The organism is Lentzea guizhouensis, from assembly GCF_001701025.1.
GTDB lineage: Bacteria > Actinomycetota > Actinomycetes > Mycobacteriales > Pseudonocardiaceae > Lentzea > Lentzea guizhouensis.
Map to the genome: position 1 here is coordinate 3,596,394 of NZ_CP016793.1, position 21,237 is coordinate 3,617,630.

Consider the following 21,237-nt stretch of genomic DNA (forward strand, 5'->3'; position numbering starts at 1 on the left):
ACCTCGTCACCCCGACCGTGCGGCGCCGAGCGACGACTCCGTCTCGATCAGCATCGTCGGGCTCGACCACTTGATCGAGAAGCCCTTCGGCTCGATCGAGGTGGTGCCGTCCTTCTTCGTGTACTTCACCTCGGTGCGCCAGAAGAAGTTGCCGTCGTACTGGGCGCTGACCAACTCGGCCTTCTGGATGCTCTTCCAGAACTGCTCGTAGCCCGCGTACCCGCCTTGGGAGTTGCCCTGGAACTTCGGGTTCGTCATCTGCCATGCATCTGACGGCGACTTGGGGGCGGTGGCGAAGTAGTCGCGCAGCAGCGCCTCCTGGTCGGGCGCCTCCGGTGCCGCGGTCCACGTGCCTGCCTTGCCGGCCGCCCGGGGTGCCGACGACGTGGCCTGCGGGTCCGAGGTCTGCTGCGACGACGTGTTGGCGCCCGCGTTGTTGTTCCCGTTGCCGTTCCCGCCGCCGCTCTTGTCCGAGATCATGCTCGCGAACATGATCCCGACCACCGCGGCCGCGACGATCGCGAGCGCGGTGTAGACGGTCGTGCGCTTGCTCTTCATCGGCGCGGCGGCCGGACGGGACGGCTTGGGGCGCTGCGAGTACTGCGGCGCCGCGGCCGGGCGGTGCTGTTGCGGTGGCGGCTGGTGCTGTGGTGGCGGCTGGTGCTGCGGCTGCGCGGGGATCGCGCGCGGCGGCGTGCTGGTGTGGAGGTCGACCCTCGTCGCTTTGGGGGGCGGCGGAGGCGGGAGTGCACGGGTCGCGGCCGGTTGCGGCTGCTTCTGGATCGGGGCGCCGCCACGACGGCGGGTGCGTCGGGCGACCACGGCGGGGTGAAGGCGGGGCGGCCTGGCCGTTGGCGACGGCGGCGAGCGCGTCGCGGGCCTCGACCATGGTGGGGCGGTCCTCCGGCTCCGAGCGCAGCAGGCGCATGAGCAGGGCGGTCAGCGGGCCCGCGTTGCGCGGCGGGTTGACCTTGCCGGAGGCGACCTTGTGCAGCAGCGCGATGGTGTTCTCGCTCAGGCCGAACGGCGGCTCGCCCTCGATCGCGGCGTACAGCGTGGAGCCGAGGGAGAACACGTCGGACGGGCTGCCGGGGTCGTAGCCCTTGGCGACCTCGGGGGCGAGGTAGGCGGGGGTGCCGGCGAGCATGCCCGTGGCGGTGACGGTGACGTCACCGGTCGCGCGGGAGATGCCGAAGTCGGTGATCTTGACGGTGCCGTCGTCGCCGAGCAGGACGTTGCCGGGCTTGATGTCGCGGTGCACGATGCCGGCGTTGTGCGCGGCGGCCAGTGCGGAGGCGACCTGCATGCCGATCGAGGCCACGTCGCGCGGCGGGAGCGTGCCCCGTTCGGACAGGACGGCCGACAGGCTCTTCGACGGCAGGTACTCCATCACGAGCCACGGCTGGCCGTCGTCCTCGGCCACGTCGTACACGGCCACGGCGTGCGGGTGCTGCAGGCGCGCGGCGATGCGGCCCTCGCGCATGGCACGTCTCTTGGCCTCGTCCACGTCGCCGTCGGCTAGCCCCGGCTGCAGGAGCAGCTGCTTGACCGCGACGGTCCGGTGCAGGCGTTCGTCGTGTGCGGTCCAGACGACGCCCATGGCACCGCTACCGATGCGCTGGCTCAATCGGTAGCGACCAGCGACCAATCGGCCATCGTCGGTCACAGTTGCTCCCCGCTGTGCGGTCACTTAGCTCTCTGTTCAACGGCTCGTCACACGTCCGGGTTCGAATCACCCGTCGGTGCGAGTACCCACCTTACGAGATAACTACGACAGAACGCGCTCAGGCTGACGGCGGCGGTGGCGCCGACGTCGTGGTGGTCGTCGTTGTGGTCGTCGTAGTCGTCGACCTCGACGGCGGCGGCGGCGTTGTCGTGGTCGTGGTCGTCGTCGTGGTGGTCGTGGTTGTGGTCGTCGTAGTGCTAGACGCTGTTTCGCGCGTCGTCGTTGCCTCGGGCGTGGTCGTCGTCACCTCGGCCACCGACGTGGTCGTGGGCACCACGGACGACGAGCTCGTCGGCGGCGCGGACGGCGTCTTCTGCTCTTTGTCGAACACGCCCAGCGCAACCATCAAACCACCGATGACCAGCAACAACGCCAGCACCGCCGCGGCGACCACCAACGGCCGGTTGTCCTGCTGCTTGACAACGGGGGCCATCGGCGGCGCGGTCCGCGGCGGCGACGTGCGCGGGGCCGACCGGACGATGCGCGTCCGTTCCGGTTCCACGATCGTCGTCGCGTCGGGCCCGGCCACCGCGGGCAGGCCGGTGAACGACGGCGCGCGGCCGTGCGCCACCGCGGCCAGCAGCTCCCGCGCCTGCGACATCGTCGGCCGGTCGTCGGCCTCGAAGTTGAGCAGGTACAGCAGCGTGTCGGCGAGCGGGTGGTCGACGGTCGGCGGGTTGATCCGGCCGGCCGCGACGGCGTGCAGAACACCCAGAGTGTTCTCGCTCACTCCATAGGGCGGCTCGCCCTCCATTGCGGCGAACAGCGTCGAACCGAGCGAGTAGACGTCGGAGGCCGGCGTCGGGTCCTGACCGCGGGCGATCTCCGGTGCCAGGTACGCGGGCGTGCCGGCGATCAGGCCGGTCTTGGTGACCGTGATGTCGTCGGAGGCGCGCGAGATGCCGAAGTCGGTGATCTTGACGATCCCGTTCTCGGCGATCAGCACGTTGCCCGGCTTCACGTCCCGGTGCACGATCCCGGCCGCGTGCGCCGCCGCGAGTGCCGCCGCGCACTGGGTGCCGATGCTCGCGACCTCGATCGGGTCCATCGGCCCGCCCTCGGCCAGCGCGTCGGCGAGGCTGTAGGACGGCAGGTACTCCATGACCAGGCACGGGACGCCGTCCTCCTCCACCACGTCGTACACCGCGATGGCGTTCGGGTGGTGGAGCTTGGCGGCGATGCGGCCCTCGCGCATCGCGCGCTGGATGGCCTCGTCCTGCTCGGCCTCGTCCAGGCCGGGGGCGAGCAGCAGCTGCTTGACCGCCACCTCGCGGCCGAGGCGTTCGTCGTGGGCGCGCCAGACGATGCCCATCGCGCCGGAGCCGATGCGGTCGAGGAAGCGGTACCGGTCGGCGACCAGACGGCCGTCGGTGGCGTCGGACGTCGTCACACGACCACCCCGGCGCGCAGCGAAGGGGAGACCGCGGTGGCAGCAGGTCCCACGCTCGTGCTCCTCGTGCGGTAGTCAGCGGTCGTCCGGAATGCCCGCACAGGGTACCCCTGTCGTGTGCGGCCGCTGTGCTACCGGGTTGATGCGTTACTCAGCCGGTGCGAAGAAGTCGAAGACGCCGACGGTGTCGTCGACCGTCTCCCCGACGGTGTTCAGCACCGGGTCGAGGACTCCGAGGTCGATGCTCACGTCCACCGGGTTCGACGGCGTGGGCAGCGGGTTCTCCGTCGAGCTGGGCGGCGGCGTGGTGCTGCTCGGCGGAGTCGCGGTGGACGAGCTCGTCGGCGGAGCGGGCGTCGAGGTCGACGGCGTCGTGCTCGGGGCCGTGGGTGTGGTCTGCGTCTCACTCGACGGCGTGCTCGCGGTCGGTGACTGCGAGGGCTGCTGCGTCGGCTGCTGGGTCTGCGTCTGCGGCTGCGCCGGACGCTTCTGCTGCGTCGGCTGCTGCGTGTACGGGGCGACCCTGACCTGCTCGGTCGTCGGGTCGGCGCTCGCCGTCTCGGTCTCGTCGGCCTGCTGGGTCTTGTTCGACGGCAGCTTCACGACGCCCTCGGTGCCCGCGCTCGCGCCACGGGCCTGGGCGCGCTCGTCGAACCGAACCTGGGCGAGCGGCCGCTCGTCGGGCGTGGACAGCCAGGAGGAGGCACCGAACGCGACGGAACCGCAGAGCACGACACCACCACTGGCGGCCGCGGCCAGCTTGCCGACGGTGAACCCACCGCTCTGGGTGTCGTCGGCGCGGCCCTCTCGGCGCAGCAGCTCGGTGATGTGCAGTTCGCCGGCGGTCTGCTTGCGCGGCTTGCTGCCGGGGTGCTTCGGGTCGGGCGTCCGCACCGACTTGAACTTGATCGTCGGCTCGAAGGCCTCCGGCGTGATGTCGTCCGTGATCACCGGGATCGGCATGGTCTCGGCCTCACGGCGAGCGATCAGCTCGGCGACGGACAGCTGCCCGGTCGACTCCGCCGAACCGTTCAGCCGCCGACGATGGTCCTCAATCGACACCGCTCGTTCACCCTTCCAGGCTCTCGTATACGCACTGGCGGGAACATGGATACCGAATCGTGACCCAGGATGTAACCCCTTCGGGGGAATTTTCACGATCTGAACTAGTTATTCGCGACGAGCGGTCACCGTTCGACTGCGAACGGCGCACGGGGGTGAGCGCGACCGAACTGTGCTGACTAGTGGCGCTGAGCGGAGAGGACCTCGGTCCCGATGATGCGCGGCTGGGTCGTGTCGGTCAGCCAGAAGAGCTGCTCGAGACGCAGCCAGCTGCCGTTGAGCTCCTGCATCGACACCACCGCGAGCACCGTGCCGTCGGGTCGCAGCGAGGTCTGGTCGACGTTGACCGTGCGGATCATGCCCCAGGACTCGACGAACTCCTTCGGGTCCGTGCCCACGAGGTCGGGCGAGAGCAGCTTGGCGGCCGCGTTCGGCTTGGTCGTGAGCAGCTCGTAGAACTTCTTCACGACGTCCACCTGCGGCTGCGGACCGGTCGACACCAGCGGCGTGGCGGTCTCCGCCGAGGGTTCGGCCGACGGCTCGGCGGGCGGCGCCAGCAGCAGCGCGGACGGCTGCGGCATCGGCACCTCGGGCGCGGTCCGCAGCGGTGTGTGCTCGCTCGGCAGCTGGGCGGACAGGACGTCGGGACGCAGGCGCTCGCGCCGGACAGCGAAGGGGCGTTCGGAGACCGGGACGCCGGCGTTCGGCGGGCGGTTGGCGGCGAGGATGGCCGCGCCCGTGATCGAGGACCCAGCACGGCGGCGCCGGCAGCAGCCGGCGACCCGCGCGATGCGGGCGTTCCTGGCGCGGCGCCGGCGGGCGGGGCTCACCGGGGGCACGAGCTCGGTCGGACCGAGCAGTGATGTGACGAGCGCGTCGGTCGCGGCTTCCTCGCGGGAGGGGATGCGCACCGGGGTCGGCTGCTGCTTGATCAGCTCGGCCACGCTGATCGAGCCGGCACGTGCATGACGCCGTCCAGTCGTCGCGGGACGCTGCACTGTCCTGGTCCTCCGTACTGTCCGTGGTCACCTGAAGACGTACCGTGGCCTCACGCTGGAACGCCAGTTTCTTGACCGACTTCAGCCGTACGTGGCGTCCAGCGGAGCGTGGGATTCGCTCGAAGGTGTTACTTACTACGGTCGGTAGTTCGGGCCCTGACCTTGAGTGCTGCTCACCCGCCGGGTTTCAACCGTTCACCGCTGATCAACGGCAGCTCGCCGGGGGTGAAGCTGAGCTCGCGCTTCTCCTGGCTGACCGAGCCGTCCTTCTTCGTGACCTGCAACAGGCTCACGGTGAGGCCCTTGCCCGGGTCGACCGCGATCTCCTTCACCTCGATCAGCGAGATGTCGGCGAGGCGGCCCTCCAGCAGCGCGTCGGCGTTCGCGCGCACGGTGTCCGTGGTCATGGCGAGCGCGGTGTCCGCGTTCGTCGCCATCTCCCGGTAGAAGTCCTCGGTCTTCTGGGCGATCTGCGTGCCGTCGACGACCGGTGCCTGCGAGACCGGCACCGTCGTGATCACGGGCGGCGCGGGACCGGTCGGCTTGGTGCCGGTGCCAGTGCCGGTGCCAGTGCCAGGGGCGGGGCTGCGGCCGGTGGCCCGCGGCGTCCCCGAGCCGGTGCCGGGCACCGGAGCGCCGGACCCGGTGTTCGCGGCGGAGGTCTTGCCGCGGGTGGCGGAGGGGGTGCTCGACGCCGTCGGCAGCGCGGAGATCAGCGGCACGTCCGACGGGTAGCCCGGCAGGCCGATCTTCTCCACCTGGCCGCCGCCGCTGACCAGCTTGGCCGCGGCGAAACTCAGCCCGACCAGCACGAGCACCGAGGACACCACGGCGAACCAGGCCGCCCGCTTCCATGTGCGCGGGGGCGTGACGGACGCCGGGACCATGCCGATGTTGAACTTGCGCAGCCCGTCCGTGTCCGCGAGCGGGTCGGGCGGGCGGCGGCGCGGCAGCGGGATGCGGTCACCCCCGACGACGGGCCGCTGGTCCGCGATACCGTCGTCGAGACGGTGCTTGCCCGGCTGTTCGTCCATCCCCGACACCCCTCTGCGACGCAATCAGGGTAGGGCCGTTCGGACGTGCCGGAGCAACCTGAAGGGGTAATTCAAGACGAGTGACACCCGGAAGTGTGAACCCCTACCGCGGGGGCAGCTGGGCTTGGCCGCTCTTCAACTGCTTCTGCGTGCGCTGCACGCCGTTGAGGGCCGCCAGACCGCTGCCGCCGGCGATCAGCGCACCGATCACGTCGGCGCCCAGGGTGTCACCGCCGGTGATCAACAAGCCGATCACCGCACCCGCCGTGGTGATGATGGCGGCCTTCCAGCGGCTGCGGACGAACTGTGCGACAGGTGCTCCGGCGGCGCCCTTCTTGCCGGCGGCCGAGCCGAGCATGCCCAGGTATGCGTCGTGCGCCAAGGCGGCGAGCAGGCCGGCGATGGCGATCAGTGCGGCGATGAGGCCCATGCCTCCAGTGTGCCTCCAGATTTTTCCGGTGGACCATCCGTGATCGCCCTGATATCCGAATGCGCGTGGACATGTTCTGGCACGACGACTGCCTCGAGCACGACGCCGGTGAGGGACTGTGGGAGCTGCCGGGCTCCTGGCCGTGGCTGGACGTCGCCGAACCGCACCCGGAGAACGCGGCGCGGTTGCGCACGTTCCGGCATGCGCTGACGCACGGACCCGTGGCCGAGCACTTGAAGTGGCACGAGGGGCGCCATGCGTCCGTGGACGAGCTTCTGCGCGTGCACTCGGCTTCGTACCTGGACTCGTTGCGGGTGTCCGAGCGTGTGGCGCTGGAGGTGAACACGGTCGTCGGGCCGGAGACGTGGAACGCGGTGTGTGCGGCGGCGGGGACCTCGTTGGCCGCGCTGGAGTCAGGCGCGCCACTGGCCTACGCGCTCGTACGACCCCCTGGTCACCACGCCCAGCCGGCGATGGCGGACGGCTACTGCTTCGTGAACAACGCCGCGCTGGTGGCGGAGACCGCGCGGCGCCAGGGGATGCGGGTCGCGGTGCTGGACTGGGACGTGCACCACGGCAACGGCACCCAGGAGGTGTTCTACGACCGGCCGGACGTGCTGACCATCTCCGTGCACATGCGGCACGGGGCGTGGGGGCCGAACCATCCGCAGACGGGCGCGCCCTCGGAGGTGGGCGCTCACGGGCGGAACGTGAACATCGAGCTGTCGTTGGGCGCGGGTGACACGGCGTACTTGCGCGCGTTGGACGAGATCGCGTTCCCGTTGCTGCGGGAGTTCGAGCCGGACCTGCTGGTGTGCGCGTCGGGGTTCGACGGGTCGGCGTTCGACCCGAACGGCCGGCACAACCTGACCGCCGCCGGGTACCGCGAGATCGGGCGGCGGGTGGCGTCGTCCGGGACGCGCGTCGTGCTCACCCAGGAGGGCGGCTACCTGCGCGGGTACAGCGCGTTGTGCCTGCACGCGCTGGTGGAGGGGCTCCTGCGGCTTCCAGCGCCGTTGCTGGAGGATCCGCTGGCGTACGTGCCGGACGACAGCCGGCTGGTGGACGCGGACTTCGAACGCGTCCTCACGGCCGTCCGGCCTTTTTGGCCCGGCGTGCTGTGACGCCGGGCCGGTGGGCGTCCTACCTGCCGAGTGGGCCGCGGCCCATCTTGAGCAGGACCATCGCGAGGTCCTTGCCCTCCGGGCCCAGCGGCTTGTAGCGGTTGAGCACGTCGATCTCGCGGTTGTGCACGATCTTCGTGCCGCCCGCCGCCATCCGCGCTGCGCCGATGATCTTGGAGACCTCGACCCTGCGCTGGATCAGCCGCAGTATCTCGGCGTCCAGGTGGTCGATCTCCTCGCGCAGCTCGGTGATGTCGGGCGCGGTGGTGGTGGATTCCATCGTGGGTGACCTCTCGACTCTGCTGAGCCCCTGGCCCGGAAGCGACGAAGCCCCGGGGTCCGAGGACTCCGGGGCTTCGTGGTGGCTTCGTCAGCGCTGGACGACCACGGGAGCCGGAGTCCGGATCCCGTAGAAAAACTCGAAGCACGTCGCGCGCATGGACGTAGTGTGCCACACGTTGCGCCATTTACGCTTCGGCGTCTCACATAGCGACCTGGGGGTCTTATGAAGTACGCATTGGGGATGGCTGCTGCCCTCCTGCTGTCGGCCGTCGCCGTTCCCGCTGCTCAGGCGGAGACCGGCTTCGCGTCGGTCGAGCTCACGCCGACGTCGGGCTGGCTCGTCCAGTCGAACGGCACGTGGAACATCAGAGGCGGGTACGCGGGCGGTTTCGCGATCGACGTCACCAACCAGTCGGCCGGTGACGTGGACGACCTCCACCTGCGCATCTCGTTCCCGACCGACAAGCTTGAGGTCACCGGCTACGAGGGCGACCACTGGACCTGCTGGGACGTCGCCGGCGGTCCCGGCGTCGAGGGCGTCCACTGCCAGGCGGACTTCCTCGCGGTGCCGCAGGAGGCGTTCCCGACGCTGACGCTGGGCACGAAGGGCCACCAGCACCACACGGACACCCTCGACGTGTACGCCGAGAGCGGCGGCCACGACGAGGTGCACGCCGGAGTGGCCTACAAGGTCGACATCAGCACCTGATCGAAGCTGCTCGTCGAACACATGGTCGGGCGGTACCGGAATTGTCGGTGCCGCCCGGTACCGTGGATGGACGATGAGCGCCTTGTTCGACTTGCCCTCAAGTCCCCCCGTTTTCCGCGCGGGCCACCTGCTCGACGACCTGAACCCCGCGCAGCGCCGTGCCGTGGAGCACGCCGGCACGCCCCTGCTCGTGGTGGCGGGCGCCGGCTCCGGCAAGACGCGCGTCCTCACCAGGCGGATCGCGTACCTGCTCGCGGAACGTGACGTGCACCCCGGCCAGATCATGGCCATCACGTTCACGAACAAGGCCGCCGCCGAGATGAAGGAGCGCGTCGCCGACATGGTGGGCGCGCGCGCCCGTTCGATGTGGGTGTCGACGTTCCACTCGATGTGCGTGCGGGTCATGCGCCGCGAGGCGAAGACGCTGGGCATGTCGTCGAACTTCTCGATCTACGACAGCGACGACACGCGCCGGCTCATCACGCTCGTCGCCCGTGATCTCGACCTGGACCCGAAGAAGTACGCGGCGCGCACGCTCGCCGTGCACATCTCGAACCTCAAGAACGAGCTGGTCGACCCCGAGACCGCCACCGCGCAGGCGACGAACGACCTGGAGCGCCGGGTCGCCGAGGTCTACACCGTCTACCAGCGGCGGCTGACCGAGTCGAACTCGCTCGACTTCGACGACCTGATCATGAAGACGGTCGAGCTGCTGCAGACGTTCCCGGACGTGGCCGAGCACTACCGCCGCCGGTTCCGGCACGTGCTGGTCGACGAGTACCAGGACACCAACCACGCGCAGTACACGCTGGTGCGCGAGCTCGTCGGCAAGGCCGGTGGCGAGCTCCCGCCGGCGGAGCTGTGCGTGGTGGGCGACGCGGACCAGTCGATCTACGCGTTCCGCGGCGCGACGATCCGCAACATCGTGGAGTTCGAGCGCGACTACCCGGACGCCACCACGATCCTGCTGGAGCAGAACTACCGCTCCACGCAGAACATCCTGACGGCGGCGAACGCGGTGATCTCGCGCAACCCGAACCGCCGCGACAAGACGTTGTGGAGCGACCTCGGCGAGGGCGAGAAGATCGTCGGCTACGTCGCGGACAACGAGCACGACGAGGCCGCGTTCGTCGCGAACGAGATCGACCGGCTGGTCGACAGCGGCGAGGTCAACAACTCCGAGATCGCCGTGTTCTACCGCACGAACAACCAGTCGCGCGTGTTCGAGGAGATCTTCATCCGCCTCGGCCTGCCGTACAAGGTCGTCGGCGGTGTGCGGTTCTACGAGCGCCGCGAGGTCCGGGACGCGCTGGCCTACCTGCGGACGCTGGCCAACCCCGAGGACACGGTGTCGTTGCGCCGCATCCTCAACGTCCCGAAGCGGGGCATCGGCGACCGCGCGGAGGCCTGCGTCTCCGCCTACGCCGAACGCGAGCGCATCAGCTTCGCCGCCGCCCTGCGCGAGGCCGTCGACGACCGCGTTCCGATGCTGAACCCGCGCTCCCGCAACGCGATCGCCGGTTTCGTCGAGATGATGGACACGCTCGGCGAGATGGTCGCGCGCGAGGACGACGTGGCCGACATCCTCGAGGCCGTGCTGGAGCAGACCGGCTACCGCACCGAGCTCGAGGCCAGCGAGGACCCGCAGGACCACACCCGCGTCGAGAACCTGAACGAGCTCGTCACGGTGGCCCGCGAGTTCACCGAGCTGGAGCTCCCCGAGGGCGCCGAGCCGGTCCCGTCCCTGCCCGCGTTCCTCGAACGCGTCTCCCTGGTCGCCGACGCCGACTCGATCCCCGACGCCGACTCCGACGGCGTGGTCACCCTCATGACCATCCACACCGCCAAGGGCCTCGAGTACCCGGTCGTCTTCTCGACCGGCTGGGAGGACGGCGTCTTCCCCCACATGCGCGCCCTCGGCGACCCGGCCGAACTGGCCGAGGAACGCCGCCTCGCCTACGTCGGCATCACCAGGGCCCAGCGCCGCCTGTACCTCTCCCGCGCCCTGGTCCGCTCCGCCTGGGGCCAGCCCAGCGCCAACCCGGCCAGCCGCTTCCTCGGCGAGATCCCCCAGGACCTCCTCGACTGGCGCCGCGTCGAACCCTCCCGCGCCGCCACGACCGCCGCCACCACCTGGGGCCGCTCCGCCTCGGGCAGCATCGCCTCCCGCGGCCTGTCCCGCCCGGCCCCCGGCAAGGCGGGCTGGAAGGACGCCCCGGCCATGAAGCTGGACGTGGGCGACCGCGTCACCCACGACAAGTACGGCCTCGGCCGCGTGGTGGCCGTGGACGGCGCCGGCCTGCGCGCCACCGCGACCATCGACTTCGGCGGCTCGGGCACCGTCCGGCTGATGCTGATCGGCAGCGTCCCGATGACGAAGCTCTGACCCGCTCCGCAGGTCCTTCTCGCCCCGTCAGCGCACTGCTGGCGGGGCGAACTGCTTTCCTGGCACCTCGGTCGGCTCAGCGACCGGCGTGGCTTGCACCGCCTTCGCGCGCCTTGCACCGTCTGTTGACTGCCTGGCCGGCGTTCACGGCCTCCTTGCGCACACCTCGCGTTGCCCGGGACGCACCTGGGCGCCTGCCACGTGCTCTTCGGGTGCACACGAGGACCGCGTCCAGCCCGCCAAGCTCGCGTATCCGGCCAACCCAGCCTTCCGTGCCGGTTCGGCCGGACTCAGCCCGGTCGCGCGGTCCAGCCTGCTTGTCCGGTTCAACTTGCCCGGCGCGGCCCAGCCAGCCTGACCAGGCAAGCGTCACCGCGGCCCGCCCCGCGCACCGCCGCCCGGCCCCGCCAAACACCCGTACCCGGTCAGCTCGTTCCACGCTGCCGCCCGGCCCGCCAGCCGGGGCCGACCACCCGGCCCAGCCAGTTCGGCCCGCCAGCCCGCCCGCCGCGCATCCAACTGCCCAACCCTCGCAAACCCGGCCCCTTCCACCCTCCTGACCTGCGACTTGATCTCCCCTTGACCCGATTCACAGCAATTCCCAAAACCCGCGCAACGCCGAGCCACCCCGTGCGTCTATGTGGGTGTCGCAAGCAGCACGGCCAACGGGACGTTCGGGGCGATCCGGGGCAAGCAGGAGCAGCTCGCGCACGAAGGGGAGCGAAGGGACGGCGGGGGCCTAACTTCGCGGCGAAGGTGCGGCCGGACCGAACGGGAGAGCGGTCCGGCCGCATCGTTTCTGCAGCTCAGAGCCGCTGCGTTCAAAATTGTCAGACCTGCTGAGCACAATCGGCCGCATGAGGGAATCGACTCGGCGGGAGTGCTCGCGGTGGATCACGTACTTGCTCAGGTTCTGCGCGAACGTGTGTTCGGCGACCTTGATGAGCTCAAGGCGAAAGCGACCGGCGGTCCAGCCGCGGCGATCATGCTCGTCGAAGCGTGGCGTGCCCTGCTCGAGCTCCACGAAACGACGGCGAGCGGGGCCTGCCGGGCTTGCGGGCCGCGGTGGCGCAGGCGGATGTGTTCGGTCTGGCGGGTGGCGGTCGCGTACTTCGTGCGCCACGAGCGTGGCGCAGGCGGCTCCTGAGGCCACAGGGACGCCTGAAGCCGCCGCTACCACCATCCGACCTGGCTCAAACGCGGAAAGGCGCGCAGAAAGCTACTGGGGCGTAGTTCACCCCGGACCGAACAACGAGCGATCAGACCGTCACGCCGCGCTGGTTCAGCCAGGTGAGCGGGTTGACCTTCTGGCCGCCCGGCTCCCAGACCTCGAAGTGCAGGTGCGGGCCGGTGGAGAAGCCGCGGTTGCCCATGCGGGCGATCTGCTGGCCCGCCTTGACGCGCTGGCCCTCGCTGACGCTGTAGTCGTTCACGTGGCCGTAGACGGTGATGGTGCCGTCGTTGTGCTGCACGCGGACCCAAAGGCCGAAGCCGGAGGCGGGACCCGCCTCGATCACGACGCCGTCGGCGGCGGAGAGGATCGGGGTGCCGATCGGGCCGGCGATGTCGATGCCGAGGTGCATGGTGCCCCAGCGGCCGCCGTAGCCGGAGGTGAACTCGCCGGCGGCGGGGCGGAAGAACTTCGGGCGCTTCTTCTCGGCCTCGGCGGCCTCGCGCTGCGTGGTGAGCTGCTGGCTGCGCAGGAGCTTGGCGGCTTCCGCGGAGCCTTCCGCGGTCGTCTTGGAGACCGCGAGGATCTGCGGCGCGGAGGCGGTGTCGCCACCCACGCCCTCGAACGTTGCGGCGCCGTCGGCGTGGTTCGCGAGCTGGACGTCGTTGCCCTCGTCCGCGGCTGCCTGACCGATCTGGCCGGCGCCTGCGGCGGCGAAGGCACCTACTGCGACGGCGGCGACGACGATGCGTCCGCGAAGCGCCGACGGTGGCGGGGGGAGCCGGTGGGAGCTGACGGTGCGCGTGGAAGCGCGGTCGACTGCCTCTTCAAGCGCAGCACTGCGTTCATGGCCGCCGGGGGAGCGGTGGTGACTCAAAGCTTGCCCTTCCGCCTTCGGGGAGCCTGGTCGGGTGGACTGCCGGGCGGGGGATCCCGGTGAGCCAGATTTCGGGGTTCTGACTCGGTGTCCTTCTGTGACCAGACCGTGACAACGGACCGGGGGACAGTAACGTCGGCGATCCCCGGAGGGCAAACCCCAGTTCGTTACGTCGACCGAATGGGCGGCAACCAGCGTGTTTCAACTGTCAACTGTGACGATCGGTCACTCCGGGTGCGCCACAGGCCTCCCCACCGGCGGCGATGGGGTGAGTTGACGAGTCATCCATACGGGTGATGGCAGTAACAACGACGTGAAGCGTTCTCGTGTCAACCGGGAGGGAAAGGTGACCTGAATCACGTATCTGGTGCTCTTCGACGAGCAACGAGGGGTGCTCCAGTCGGGCGTTGCGCTGCGGCACGATGATCTGGTCCATCTCCGACCAGACCACCACGAACCGGGTGCGGCAGGGCCTGCAGGGCTCGGCGAGTTCGGAGAGCAGCTCCGAACCGGGCCGCAGCTGCTTCGTCAGCGGGGTCGGCAGCAGGTAGGCAGCGAGGGTGCCGTTGTGCGGCGTCCCGAGGGTCACGAGTGTGTGAACGCGTGAGTCGCCGTGCAGTCGTTGTACGTAGTACCTGGCGATGAGCCCGCCGAGGGAATGGCCGACGACGTGCACCTGATCCGACCCGGTCTGCTCGCAGATCCGCTCGATCTGCTCCCCGAGCAGCGCGGCCGAGCGGCGGACGTCGCCGGTCAACGCGGTCAGCACGCTGTAGTTGACCGCGTGCACCACCCCGAAGCCCCGCCTCCGCAGCGCCCCCGACAGCACCGCGAAAGCGGAGCGGTTGTCCCCGATGCCGTGCACCAGCACGATCGGGGTGCCCGCCGCGTCCATCGCCGAAACCACCAGGCCGCGCTGGCGGGGTGGCAGGCCGTCGGTGCGGTAGTGCCGGAAGTGGCCCTCCGGGCGCAGCTGCTCGGTGACGGCGCCCCACGGGTAGAGCACCGCGCGGGCGGTCAGCCAGACCGCTTCGGTGGCGACGCCGCGCAGACCGCCGGGCGTGGCCATCGCGCGCAACGCGACCTTCGCCTCTCCGGCGATGTCGCGGGCGGTGTGCACACCCCAGCCGGCGCGGTCGAGCACGGCGTCGGTGAGACGCCGCGTCCACGACCGGCCGTTGTCACTCATGTGAGCGACGGTAAGTGTTGATCTCACCGGAAAGGAGTACCCAGCGGTCCTTTTTCACATGCGAACGGGATTCGTCTCAGCTGGTGCCGTTCACCTGCGCGAACGGGTGTGGCCGTGCGCCTGCTGACCTGCGCGGTCGTGATCGGTGCCGAGGGCGTCGGCGCAGTGCGCAGGTGTGTCCTTGCTAGGTTCGCCCGCGATGACTCGAACCGAGCTCGAGAACCAGACATCGGCGGTCACCCGGCTGCGCGTCGCGTGGGGCCTCGCCGCGACGGGAGCCCTCCTCGCGGCGGTGGGGCCGTTGCTCGGCGTCGTGGCCGGTGGTGCGCCCGCGTACACCTCGTGGCCGCTGCTGGCGGTGCTCGCGCTGCTGCCTCCGCGGTCGCGGGGGTGCTGTGGCTGCGCGGCCGGCCGTTCATCGCGGCGGCTGTGCTCGCCGCGGTGGGTGTGTTCGCCCCCGGCCGGCTGCTCAGCGACCTGCAGGTCATCGGCCACACGATGACGGTCGGGCGGCCAGAGCTGTTCCGGCCGGCCGGGCTCGTGGCGCCGCCGGTCGGCACCGGGCTCTGGTTGCTCGTGGCCGGTCATGTGCTGGTGCTCGTCGGCGGACTGCTCGCGGCCGGTCGCGCCGGTGCGGCCTCGGGAGAAGAGGACACGCCGAACCAGCTCGCGATCTTCCTGCCGGTCGCCGCCCTGTCCGCGATCGCGCTGCTCGGTGAGCCGTTCAGCTCGACGGACATCTACCTGCTCCCGCGCAGCCCGTGGGACCTGCCGGTGCTCGGGCTGGTCGGCGGGCTGCTGCTGGCCGCCCCGCTGGTCGCGGCGCTCGCGGCAGCTCGCCCGACACGCGTCGCGGCGGCATGGTCGGCGTGGCTCTCGGCCTGCCGCGGGCCGCCGTCGCTGGCGGCCGGTCTGTTCGCGGACGGCCTGGGTCACGTGGGCCCGGTGGCGCTGCTCGCGGCCGTGCTGGCCGCGCTGGCGGTGCGCGGCGAGCGTGCGGAGGACGGCGAGGAGAAGAAGGAGGCGGCGGAGGAGATCGCGCTGCCGACCGTGCACCGGCTGCACGCGACGGCGGGGGTGTTCGCCCTGCTGGCCGCCGTGGCGGCGATCGTGGGCGCCGTCGCCCCGCAGCTCGTGGTCGACGGCGAGGCACCGGTGTTCTACGCGGCTCGGCTGCTCTGGCCGACCGGTCTGGTGCTCGCCCTGCTGGGCCTGCTGATGTTCGCGCGCGGCGCCGCCGGCCGGGTGCGCCCGGCGATGATCTTCGCGGTCTGCGCGACCTTCCTCGCGTCGGTGTTCTCCGTGCAGACGGTGAGCCTGGCGGGCCAGTCCGGCCTGGCCGAGGCGGCGTCCGGCTTCTGGTTGATGACGGCGGTCTACCCGTTCGGGCTGGCCGCGGTGGTGTGCGCGGCTCTCGCGGGCGGTGCCGAACGCGAGAACGCCGACCAGCGCAAGGCCGAGCAGGTGCCGGTGGCCGAGCTGGGCGCGGCGCTGCTCGGCGGGCTCTTCGCCGTCGGTGCCTTCGCGCTGCCGACCATGGAGGCCACCGGCTACACCCCGCCGGACGTCGTCGACAACTACGACCCGATCGTGTCGACCACGCTGGTCGCCGCGTTCCTCGTGCTCGTCGTCGGGTTGGTGGTCGCGCTGAGGTCCCGCCCGGAACGCGGCGCGGCTCCCCCGCGCTGGTCGGCGTCCGCGCTGGACTGCCGCTGACCGTGGCCGCGTCGAGGGCACCGCCGCGGCGCCGGGCACCTGGCTGGCGATCGCGTCGGTCGTGGCACTCCTGGTCGCGGCCGGCTCGATGGCGGCACGCGCGAGCCGCTGAACCGGTTCGAAGTGGGCTTGGACACCGTCGCGCGACGGCTGGTGCACCCGCTCCCGTGCCCACGGGTGATCGACCTCACCGCCGTTGAGACCGACCTCACCGGGAGTGGCGTGCGAGCGGTAGGCGCAGGTCGATAGTGTCTGGGCCCAGCCGCGTCAAGTGGGTTCCGACGGCCCCTTGAGGACCACCCAGGCGCGGTGTTCCGACACCGACGTCGCAGGAGACCCGAGTGGACCTGTACGAGTACCAGGCGAAGGACCTCTTCGCCGCCCACGGCGTCCCGGTACTGCCGGGCGATGTGGCCACCAACCCCGCCGACGCCAAGGCCATCGCCGCGAAGTTCGGCCAGGCCGTCGTCGTCAAGGCCCAGGTGAAGACCGGCGGCCGCGGCAAGGCCGGCGGCGTGAAGCTGGCCAAGGACGCCGACGAGACCGAGGAGAAGGCGAACGCCATCCTCGGCCTCGACATCAAGGGGCACATCGTTCACCGCGTGCTGGTGACGCCCGCCTCCGACATCGCGGAGGAGTACTACTTCTCCTTCCTGCTCGACCGCGCCAACCGCACCTTCCTCGCCATGGCGAGCGTCGAGGGCGGCATGGACATCGAGGAGGTCGCGGCCACCAAGCCCGAGGCCCTCGCGAAGATCCACATCGACGCCATCAAGGGTGTCGACCAGGCCAAGGCCACCGAGATCGCCGACGCGGCGAACTTCCCGGCCGAGGTTAAGGACCAGGTCGTCGACGTCATCGTCAAGCTGTGGGAGACCTTCGTCGCGGAGGACGCCACGCTCGTCGAGGTCAACCCGCTGGTCCGCGACCCCGAGGGCAAGGTCATCGCCCTCGACGGCAAGGTCACGCTGGACGAGAACGCCGGCTTCCGCCACCCGGCCCACGCCGAGCTGGTCGACAAGCAGGCGGAGAACCCCCTCGAGGCCAAGGCCAAGGAGAAGGGGCTCAACTACGTCAAGCTCGACGGCGAGGTCGGCATCATCGGCAACGGCGCCGGTCTCGTGATGTCCACTCTGGACGTCGTGGCGTACGCCGGTGAGCAGTACGGCGTGAAGCCCGCGAACTTCCTCGACATCGGCGGCGGCGCGTCCGCCGAGGTCATGGCGAACGGCCTGGACGTCATCCTCGGCGACGAGGCCGTGCGTTCGGTGTTCGTCAACGTCTTCGGCGGCATCACCGCGTGCGACGCCGTGGCCAACGGCATCGTCAAGGCGCTGGAGATCCTCGGCGACTCGGCCACCAAGCCGCTCGTCGTCCGCCTCGACGGCAACAACGTGGAGGAGGGCCGCGCGATCCTCGCCGAGGCCAACCACCCGCTGGTGACCGTTGTCGACACGATGGACAACGCGGCCGCCAAGGCCGCCGAGCTCGCGGCTGCGGGGGTCTGAGAACGATGGCTATCTTCCTCAACGAGAACAGCAAGGTCATCGTCCAGGGCATGACCGGTGCCGAGGGCACCAAGCACACCAAGCGCATGCTCGCGTCCGGCACGAACATCGTCGGTGGCGTGAACCCGCGCAAGGCGGGCGAGAAGGTCGACTTCGACGGCACCGTGCTCCCGGTCTTCGGGACCGTCAAGGAGGCCATGGAGGCCACCGGCGCGAACGTGACCGTGATCTTCGTCCCGCCGGCCTTCTCGAAGGCCGCCGTGGTCGAGGCGATCGACGCGGAGATCGAGCTGGCCGTCGTCATCACCGAGGGCATCCCGGTGCACGACACCGCCTACTTCTGGGCGCACGCCGTCGCGACGGGCAACAAGACCCGGATCATCGGCCCGAACTGCCCCGGCATCATCAGCCCCGGGAAGTCCAACGCCGGCATCATCCCCGCGAACATCGCGGGCTCCGGCAAGATCGGTCTGGTGTCGAAGTCCGGCACGCTGACCTACCAGATGATGCACGAGCTGAAGGACTTCGGCTTCTCCACCGCGATCGGCATCGGTGGCGACCCGATCATCGGCACCACGCACATCGACGCGCTCGAGGCCTTCCAGGCCGACGACGAGACCGTCGCGATCGTGATGATCGGTGAGATCGGTGGCGACGCCGAGGAGCGCGCCGCGGCCTACATCAAGGAGAACGTGACCAAGCCGGTCGTCGGCTACGTCGCGGGCTTCACCGCCCCGGAGGGCAAGACCATGGGCCACGCCGGCGCCATCGTCTCCGGCTCCGCGGGCACCGCGCAGGCGAAGAAGGAGGCCCTCGAGGCCGCCGGCGTCAAGGTCGGCAAGACGCCGTCCGAGACCGCCGCTCTCATGCGCGAGATCATGAGCTCGCTCTGAGCTGAGACCGCACGCGGGGACCTTTCGCACTGACTGTCAGTGCGAAAGGTCCCCGCGTGCGTTTGCGGCAGGGGTAACTTCGGGGTCGGGCCGGCTCGTGTGGCGGAACCGGCATGATCCGGTCATCGTCTGACCACACGCATCGGCTAGCGTTTGAGATTCACCCAGCTGGAGGAGGAGACCTCGACATGTCCGTGCCTTACGGCGCACCCCAACAGCAGCCGCCGGGTCCGGCACCGCACCAGCAGCCCAGCGCCGCTCCCGGCGCGAGCAACCTCAACCTGGGCATGATCCTCCCCATGGTCGGCGCTGGTCTCGGCCTCGTCGCCTACCTGCTCGCCTTCTCCGACAGCGTCGGCGGGGTGACCTGGATCCTGGCGGCCGCCGCGCTCGCCGCTCTCACGCTCCTGCCGAACGCGCCGAAGTTCCTGCCGGTCGCCGCCGCGCTCGCCGCGGTGCAGACGCTGGAACTGCTCCAGGGCATCATCAAGGCCTCGTCGGTCGAGGGTCTGGCGATCGTGCTCCTCATCGTCTCGCTGCTGCAGACCGCCGCGCTCGTGCTGGCGTTGCTGCTCGGCGAGGGCATCGTGAAGTTCACGCCGAAGCCGGCGCACCCGTACCAGGGCCAGCCGGGTGGCTGGAACCCGCAGTCGGGCGCGTTCCCGCAGCAGGGGCAGCACCCGCAGCAGCACGGTGTGCCGCAGCAGCAGTTCGGCCAGCAGGCACCGCAGCAGCAGGCCCCGCAGCAGCAGTTCGGCCAGCAGCCGCAGCAGCCCCAGCAGCCGGGCCAGCCGCCGCAGCAGACGAGCTTCATGCCGCAGCCGGGTCAGTTCGGCTCGCCGGGCACGCCGCCCGGTGGCTTCGGCGGCCCGCAGCAGTAGTTCACGGCCGGGGCGTATGCAAGTACCACCGACTTCAAGTTGGTGGTACTTGCAGACGCCCCGGCCGCTGTACGTGGGAGGGGCGGTGCCGGACGACCGGTGCCGCCCCTCGCGCGTGCGGCGTGCCTCATCCGGATGGACCAGTCGGCCTGACACAGTGGGGAAATGCCCGTGCTGACACGCGACGTGACCCGCGAGGTGACCACGGTGCGCCCACCGGAGTTCTCGCGTGCTGAACGCGCGCGGGTGCTCGCCGCGGCCGCCGTCGGATCGGTGGTGGTCGGCTACGCGGCCGTCGCCGCACTGCTCGCGCTGATCACGGCCACCGCCACCTACGCCGACTTCGACACCGCCGGGGTGCTCACCGCCGCCGCACCAGCGTGGCTGGCCGGCCGCGCACCACGTGCCGTTGCGCTTCGACGCCGGTCAGCTCGGCGTGCTGCCGTTGCTGCCCACGGCGTTGCTGATGTTGCTCGTCGGCCGGACCGCCGCCGGCACCGCCGACCGGCTGGGCCTCTACGAACCGCTGCAAGCCCGCTCGGTCGTGCTCAGCATCTCCAGTGCGCACGCGGTCGTGGGCGGCGCCATCGCGTTGCTGATGGGCGACGAAGGGCTCGTGCGCGCGACTCCGGCCGTCGCGTTCTTCGGCTGTGCCGCGGTCTCCGGGGTGGCGGCGACGATCGGTGTCGCCCGCCGCTGCGGCCTGGTGGAGCTGGTGTTCGACAAGCTCGACCCGGTGGCGTTCCAGGGCCTGAGGTCCGGGTTCATGGCGTTGTTCGCACTGTTCAGCGCGGGTGCGCTGGCGGTGGCCGCCGGGCTCGCGATCTCGTGGCCGAGGACGAGCAGCCTCTTCGCGGAGGCCGGTCCCTCGGTCGGTGTGGGCCTCGGCGTGTGGTTGCTGTGCCTCGGGTACCTCCCGAACGCGATCATCGCCGGGCTCTCCTACGTCGCCGGCGCCGGGTTCTCCATGGGCCTGGTCGAGGTCACGCCGCTCAAGTTCACCGGCGGCCCGGTGCCGCCGGTGCCGTTGCTCGCGGCGATGCCGGAGGACGCGTTCGTGCTGAGTCCTGCCGTGCTGGTGCCGGCTCTGCTGATCGGCGCGTTCGTCGGCTGGACCTGCCGCAAGGTGTCCGAACGGCCGACCTCGCGGCTGCGCGCGGTGCTCGTCGCGGCGGTCACCGCCGGTGTCGGCTGCCTGGTGCTCGCGGCGACGGCCGGCGGGCGGCTCGCCTCCGGTGCGTTCGACCCCGTCACGGTTCCCGCCGGGTTGCTCGCGCTGCTCGTGGCGCTGTGGGTGCTGGTGCCCGGCGCGCTCGTCGCGTGGCTCGCCGGGGCGCGGGTGAAGCCGGTGGTGGCCGCGGACGCCGCCGAGTTCGTCGAGCCGGACTACGACGAGGACGAGGTCGAGGACTCCGAGGTCGTCTTCGAGGACGACGAGCTCACCGACCAGCTGGAGATCGTGGCCGCCGACGAGTTCGAGGTCGAGGAAGAGCTCGACGACGAGTACTACGACGAAGACGAGTACGACGAACACGACGAGCACGCCGCCGAGGTCGAGTACGAAGAAGAGGACGTCGAGTACGAAGAAGAGGACGTCGTGGACGAGGACGAACCTCTCGACGACGAGGTCCTCGAAGACGAGGAAGACGACGGCGAGGACGACGCGGAACCCGCCGGACCCGAAGTGGTGGAAGAAGAAGACTTCGACGCGGAGTTCGACGAGATGCTCGGCATGGAGCCGGAGGAGGACCTGGACGGCAAGCCGGAACGGTGACGTCATAGGCTGCCCCTGAGCTGCTGCAACACCGCTGCCAGACCAGGAGTAGACGCTGAGCACCGAACTTCGGCTTCCCACACCGGC

General features: G+C 70.5%; 18 protein-coding genes and 1 pseudogene. 8 read left to right on the plus strand and 11 right to left on the minus strand.

The genetic code is table 11. The features are described from left to right. Positions 1-6 precede the first annotated feature (6 nt). The 7 genes and pseudogenes from BBK82_RS54170 to BBK82_RS18105 all read right to left on the minus strand — a co-directional run bounded on the left by BBK82_RS54170 (position 7) and on the right by BBK82_RS18105 (position 6,640). Complete coding sequence (locus BBK82_RS54170; protein WP_065916040.1) at positions 7-822, minus strand: hypothetical protein; 816 nt, start codon at positions 820-822, stop codon at positions 7-9. 21 nt (positions 823-843) lie between these two features. After that, a pseudogene (locus BBK82_RS54175) lies at positions 844-1,666 on the minus strand (serine/threonine-protein kinase); the annotation flags it as partial. Positions 1,667-1,784: 118 nt separating this feature from the next. Next, on the minus strand, positions 1,785-3,116 hold the full coding sequence (locus tag BBK82_RS18085; protein WP_065916043.1) for a serine/threonine-protein kinase: 1,332 nt from the start codon (positions 3,114-3,116) through the stop codon (positions 1,785-1,787). 147 nt (positions 3,117-3,263) lie between these two features. Continuing rightward, on the minus strand, positions 3,264-4,178 hold the full coding sequence (locus tag BBK82_RS18090; protein WP_065916044.1) for a hypothetical protein: 915 nt from the start codon (positions 4,176-4,178) through the stop codon (positions 3,264-3,266). 179 nt (positions 4,179-4,357) lie between these two features. Beyond that, on the minus strand, positions 4,358-5,176 hold the full coding sequence (locus BBK82_RS18095; RefSeq protein ID WP_154697367.1) for a hypothetical protein: 819 nt from the start codon (positions 5,174-5,176) through the stop codon (positions 4,358-4,360). A gap of 173 nt (positions 5,177-5,349) precedes the next feature. Continuing rightward, complete coding sequence (locus BBK82_RS18100; RefSeq protein WP_065916046.1) at positions 5,350-6,210, minus strand: hypothetical protein; 861 nt, start codon at positions 6,208-6,210, stop codon at positions 5,350-5,352. A 103-nt stretch (positions 6,211-6,313) separates the two neighbouring features. Then, complete coding sequence (locus BBK82_RS18105; protein WP_065916047.1) at positions 6,314-6,640, minus strand: hypothetical protein; 327 nt, start codon at positions 6,638-6,640, stop codon at positions 6,314-6,316. Positions 6,641-6,711: 71 nt separating this feature from the next. Here BBK82_RS18105 and BBK82_RS18110 point away from each other — a divergent pair, with 71 nt between their 5' ends. Beyond that, entirely contained in the window at positions 6,712-7,764 is a 1,053-nt protein-coding gene (locus tag BBK82_RS18110) for an arginase family protein (protein ID WP_065921161.1), read from the plus strand. Between the two features lie 19 nt (positions 7,765-7,783). Here BBK82_RS18110 and BBK82_RS18115 read toward each other — a convergent pair whose 3' ends face one another. Further along, entirely contained in the window at positions 7,784-8,044 is a 261-nt protein-coding gene (locus BBK82_RS18115; protein ID WP_065916048.1) for a chorismate mutase, read from the minus strand. A gap of 243 nt (positions 8,045-8,287) precedes the next feature. On the opposite strand from BBK82_RS18115, the gene BBK82_RS18120 reads away from it, so the two are divergent. Both BBK82_RS18120 and pcrA read left to right on the plus strand, forming a co-directional pair. Continuing rightward, positions 8,288-8,755 carry a hypothetical protein gene (locus tag BBK82_RS18120; protein ID WP_065916049.1) on the plus strand — a complete coding sequence of 156 codons (468 nt, stop codon included), beginning with the start codon at positions 8,288-8,290 and terminating at the stop codon, positions 8,753-8,755. A gap of 73 nt (positions 8,756-8,828) precedes the next feature. Then, positions 8,829-11,141 (plus strand): DNA helicase PcrA, encoded by a 2,313-nt coding sequence (gene pcrA / locus BBK82_RS18125; protein WP_065916050.1) that lies wholly within the window; start codon positions 8,829-8,831, stop codon positions 11,139-11,141. Positions 11,142-11,880: 739 nt separating this feature from the next. Here the strand turns inward: pcrA and BBK82_RS50300 are convergent. From BBK82_RS50300 to BBK82_RS18140, 3 genes are all read right to left on the minus strand, one after another. Further along, a complete protein-coding gene (locus BBK82_RS50300; RefSeq protein WP_154697368.1) occupies positions 11,881-12,165 on the minus strand; it encodes a hypothetical protein in 285 nt (94 codons plus the stop codon). Between the two features lie 235 nt (positions 12,166-12,400). Beyond that, on the minus strand, positions 12,401-13,189 hold the full coding sequence (locus tag BBK82_RS18135; RefSeq protein WP_083268018.1) for a M23 family metallopeptidase: 789 nt from the start codon (positions 13,187-13,189) through the stop codon (positions 12,401-12,403). Between the two features lie 208 nt (positions 13,190-13,397). Then, on the minus strand, positions 13,398-14,378 hold the full coding sequence (locus tag BBK82_RS18140) for an esterase/lipase family protein (RefSeq protein ID WP_065916052.1): 981 nt from the start codon (positions 14,376-14,378) through the stop codon (positions 13,398-13,400). A 342-nt stretch (positions 14,379-14,720) separates the two neighbouring features. Here BBK82_RS18140 and BBK82_RS18145 point away from each other — a divergent pair, with 342 nt between their 5' ends. The 5 genes from BBK82_RS18145 (at position 14,721) to BBK82_RS18165 (ending at position 21,150) form a co-directional block, all read left to right on the plus strand. Then, complete coding sequence (locus tag BBK82_RS18145) at positions 14,721-16,094, plus strand: hypothetical protein (protein ID WP_154697369.1); 1,374 nt, start codon at positions 14,721-14,723, stop codon at positions 16,092-16,094. Between the two features lie 341 nt (positions 16,095-16,435). Then, on the plus strand, positions 16,436-17,602 hold the full coding sequence (sucC, locus tag BBK82_RS18150; RefSeq protein WP_065916054.1) for an ADP-forming succinate--CoA ligase subunit beta: 1,167 nt from the start codon (positions 16,436-16,438) through the stop codon (positions 17,600-17,602). Positions 17,603-17,607: 5 nt separating this feature from the next. After that, complete coding sequence (sucD, locus tag BBK82_RS18155; protein WP_065916055.1) at positions 17,608-18,495, plus strand: succinate--CoA ligase subunit alpha; 888 nt, start codon at positions 17,608-17,610, stop codon at positions 18,493-18,495. 188 nt (positions 18,496-18,683) lie between these two features. Next, complete coding sequence (locus BBK82_RS18160) at positions 18,684-19,376, plus strand: DUF5336 domain-containing protein (protein ID WP_065916056.1); 693 nt, start codon at positions 18,684-18,686, stop codon at positions 19,374-19,376. Between the two features lie 409 nt (positions 19,377-19,785). Next, positions 19,786-21,150 carry a cell division protein PerM gene (locus BBK82_RS18165; RefSeq protein ID WP_154697370.1) on the plus strand — a complete coding sequence of 455 codons (1,365 nt, stop codon included), beginning with the start codon at positions 19,786-19,788 and terminating at the stop codon, positions 21,148-21,150. The last annotated feature ends 87 nt before the right edge of the window (positions 21,151-21,237 follow it).